Consider the following 3,781-nt stretch of genomic DNA (forward strand, 5'->3'; position numbering starts at 1 on the left):
TCTCGGCCCTCGCCTATCTGGTCTACGCCCTCGTGAAGCCGGAGAAGTTCTAAATGGATTCCTCTCTGCTCGCGATCCTGCAGGTCGGCGCCCTCGCGCTCATCCTCGTCGTCATCCACCGGCCGCTCGGCGACTATATGGTCCGCATCTACTCGTCGACGAAAGATCCGCGCGTCGAGCGCGGCTTCTACCGGCTCATCGGTGTGGATGCCCGTGCCGAGCAGAGCTGGACGGCCTACCTCCGCAGCGTGCTCGCGTTCTCGCTCGTCGGCGTGCTGCTCGTCTACGCCATCCAGCGGGCCCAGGCCGTTCTGCCCTACTCGCTCGGCTTCCCCGCGGTGCCCGAGGGGCTGTCGTTCAACACGGCCGTCTCGTTCGTCACGAACACCAACTGGCAGAGTTACTCGCCCGACGTGACTCTGGGCTACACGGTGCAGCTCGCCGGCCTCGCGGTGCAGAACTTCGTCTCAGCCGCAGTCGGCATCGCGGTCGCCATCGCGCTGGTGAGGGGGCTCGCTCGCACCCGAAGCAACACGCTCGGCAACTTCTGGGTCGACCTGACCCGCGGCATCCTGCGCCTTCTCCTGCCCCTCGCGGTCGTCGTCGCGATCGTGCTGATCGCCGGCGGCGTCATCCAGAATTTCGCTGGCTTCACCGACGTCACGACTCTTTCCGGCGGCACCCAGAGCATTCCGGGCGGCCCCGTGGCCAGCCAGGAGGCGATCAAGATGCTCGGCACCAACGGCGGCGGCTTCTTCAACGTCAACTCCGCGCATCCGTTCGAGAACCCCACCGGCTTCACGAACCTGGTGCAGCTCGTGCTGATGCTCGCGATTCCGTTCAGCCTGCCCCGCACCTTCGGCGTGATGGTGGGGGACAGGCGTCAGGGCTACGCGATCCTCGCCGCCATGGCGACCATCTTCGTCGTCTCGCTCACCGCGCTCACGCTGTTCGAACTGAACGGCGCCGGCACGGCCCCGCAGCTCGCCGGTGGAGCGATGGAGGGCAAGGAGACCCGATTCGGCATCGCGACCTCGACGCTGTTCGGCTCGGCCTCGACGCTCACCTCGACGGGCGCGGTCAACTCGATGCACGACTCGTACACCTCGCTCGGCGGCATGATGCCGCTCATCAACATGATGCTCGGCGAGGTCGCCCCGGGCGGCGTCGGCTCCGGTCTCTACGGAATGCTGATCCTCGCGGTTATCGCCGTCTTCATCGCCGGACTGCTGGTCGGACGCACCCCCGAATACCTCGGCAAGAAGCTCGGCCCGCGGGAGATCAAGCTGGCGAGCCTCTACATTCTCGTCACTCCGACGCTGGTGCTCGCCGGCACCGCGCTGAGCTTTGCGATCCCGGCCGTTCGGGCGGATGTCGAGGGTACGTCGATCTGGAACCCCGGCCTGCACGGCCTCAGCGAAGTGCTCTACGCATTCACCTCGGCGGCCAACAACAACGGCTCCGCCTTCGCGGGCCTCACGGCGAACACTCCCTGGTTCAACACCGCGCTCGGCGTGGCCATGCTGCTCGGACGCTTCATACCGATCGTGCTTGTGCTGGCGCTCGCGGGCTCCCTCGCGGCCCAGCCGAAGATTCCGTCGACCGCTGGCACCCTGCCGACGCATCGACCACAGTTCGTCGGTCTGCTCGTCGGCGTCACGATCATCGTCTCGGCCCTCACCTACTTTCCCGTCCTCGCACTCGCACCACTCGCCGAAGGGCTGCAGTAACAGCTATGTCCATGCTCACCGCAACAGTTCTCCCCGCACTACCCGGGGCCCTGCAGAAGCTCGATCCCCGCCAGATGTGGCACAACCCCGTAATGTTCGTCGTCGAAGTCGGCGCCGCGCTCACGACCCTGCTGGCCGTCGCCGAGCCGTTTCTCGGCGGGCCGGCCTCATCCGGAGGCTCGGCCGTGCCGGGCAGCTTCACCACGGGAATCGCCGTGTGGCTCTGGCTCACCGTGATTTTCGCGAACCTGGCCGAATCCATCGCCGAGGGCCGCGGCAAGGCCCAGGCCGACAGCCTGCGCCAGACCCGTACCTCGACGACCGCGAACGTGATCGCGTCGTACGACGCCGTTCTGGATGCCGGTGGCGAGCGCACGCAGACCCGGCCCGTCTCGAGCGCCGAGCTCACGCTGGGCGACCACGTGGTAGTCACCGCGGGGGAGCTGATTCCCGGCGACGGTGACATCGTCTGGGGCATCGCCTCGGTCGACGAGTCGGCGATCACGGGCGAATCGGCCCCCGTGGTGCGCGAATCGGGCGGAGACCGCAGCGCCGTGACCGGTGGCACCCGTGTGCTCTCCGACCGCATCGTCGTGCGCATCACCTCGAAGCCGGGTGAGACCTTCGTCGACCGCATGATCGCGCTGGTGGAGGGCGCCTCCCGGCAGAAGACGCCGAACGAGATCGCGCTCAACATTCTGCTCGCCAGCCTGTCGGTGATCTTCGTCGTCGTGGTGCTGACGCTCAATCCCATCGCCGGCTACTCGGCCGCGTCGGTGAGCGTGCCCGTGCTCGTGGCGCTGCTCGTCTGCCTTATTCCGACCACCATCGGCGCCCTGCTCTCGGCGATCGGCATCGCCGGAATGGACCGGCTTGTGCAGCACAACGTGCTCGCGATGTCGGGCCGCGCGGTCGAGGCGGCGGGCGACGTGACAACGCTGCTCATGGACAAGACCGGAACCATCACCTACGGAAACCGCCAGGCGGCCGAGTTCTCCGCGCTCGACGGGGTCGTGAACCGCGACCTGGTCGAGGCCGCCGCCAACTCGTCGCTCGCCGATCCGACGCCCGAGGGAAAGTCGATCGTGACGCTCGCCGAGACGAAGGGATTCTCCCGTCCCGATGACGTTGACGGCGTGATCGTGCCGTTCACCGCGCAGACGCGGATGTCGGGGCTCGACCTGCCCGACGGCTCGCAGATCCGCAAGGGTGCCGGTTCTGCCGTGCTCGCGTGGGTCGAGGAGTCGGGGCGGGCGGCGTCGTCTGTTGTCGCCGCGCTTGACGAGCGCGTCGAACGCATCTCGAACGCGGGTGGCACGCCCCTGGTGGTCGCCACCAAGGCGCCGCCCGTTGGGAAGCAGCCGGGCGAAGCCCGCATCCTGGGTGTCGTCTATCTCAAGGACATCGTGAAAGAGGGCATCGCCGAGCGCTTCGCCGAGTTGCGGGCCATGGGCATCCGAACCGTGATGGTCACGGGCGACAACCCCCTGACGGCTGCGGCGATCGCGGCCGAGGCCGGGGTCGACGACTTTCTCGCCGAGGCCACGCCCGAGCAGAAACTCGCGCTCATCAAGCGGGAGCAGGAGGGCGGCAACCTCGTCGCCATGACCGGCGACGGCACGAATGACGCCCCCGCCCTGGCCCAGGCCGACGTGGGAGTGGCGATGAACACGGGCACCTCGGCCGCGAAGGAGGCCGGCAACATGGTCGACCTCGACAGCGACCCGACGAAGCTCATCGACATCGTGCGCATCGGAAAGCAGCTGCTTATCACCCGCGGCGCGCTCACGACGTTCTCGATCGCGAACGACGTGGCCAAGTACTTCGCCATCATTCCGGCCATGTTCGCGGGCGTCTTTCCGGGGCTCGCGCTGCTGAACATCATGCAGCTGCATTCGCCGGCATCGGCGATCCTGTCGGCGATCATCTTCAACGCGATCATCATCGTGGTGCTCGTGCCGCTCGCCCTGCGCGGGGTGAAGTACCGCGCGCTATCCGCCTCGCGCATTCTGGGCCGCAACCTGCTGGTCTACGGCGTCGGCGGCGTCGTC

At 67.5% G+C, this 3,781-nt stretch carries 3 protein-coding genes; all 3 read left to right on the top strand.

Annotated features, from left to right (window positions below; all coding sequences use genetic code 11):
* The coding region (locus ACE5CZ_RS05795) for a potassium-transporting ATPase subunit F (RefSeq protein WP_374946389.1) at positions 1–53 on the top strand (53 nt) is incomplete at its 5' end.
* Positions 54–1,730: a potassium-transporting ATPase subunit KdpA gene (kdpA, locus tag ACE5CZ_RS05800; RefSeq protein ID WP_374946387.1), complete on the top strand. Its 1,677-nt coding sequence runs from the start codon at positions 54–56 to the stop codon at positions 1,728–1,730.
* An 11-nt stretch (positions 1,731–1,741) separates the two neighbouring features.
* A partial coding sequence (gene kdpB / locus ACE5CZ_RS05805) for a potassium-transporting ATPase subunit KdpB (RefSeq protein WP_374946388.1) occupies positions 1,742–3,781 on the top strand: 2,040 nt, incomplete at its 3' end.

The sequence above is a fragment of the Agreia sp. genome, assembly GCF_964263775.1.
In the GTDB taxonomy this organism is placed as follows: Bacteria; Actinomycetota; Actinomycetes; order Actinomycetales; family Microbacteriaceae; genus Agreia.

Bases quoted from the DNA above. Each gene is read 5' to 3' on its own strand.
- kdpA (WP_374946387.1), top strand. From the start codon at position 54: ATGGATTCCTCTCTGCTCGCGATCCTGCAGGTCGGCGCCCTCGCGCTC.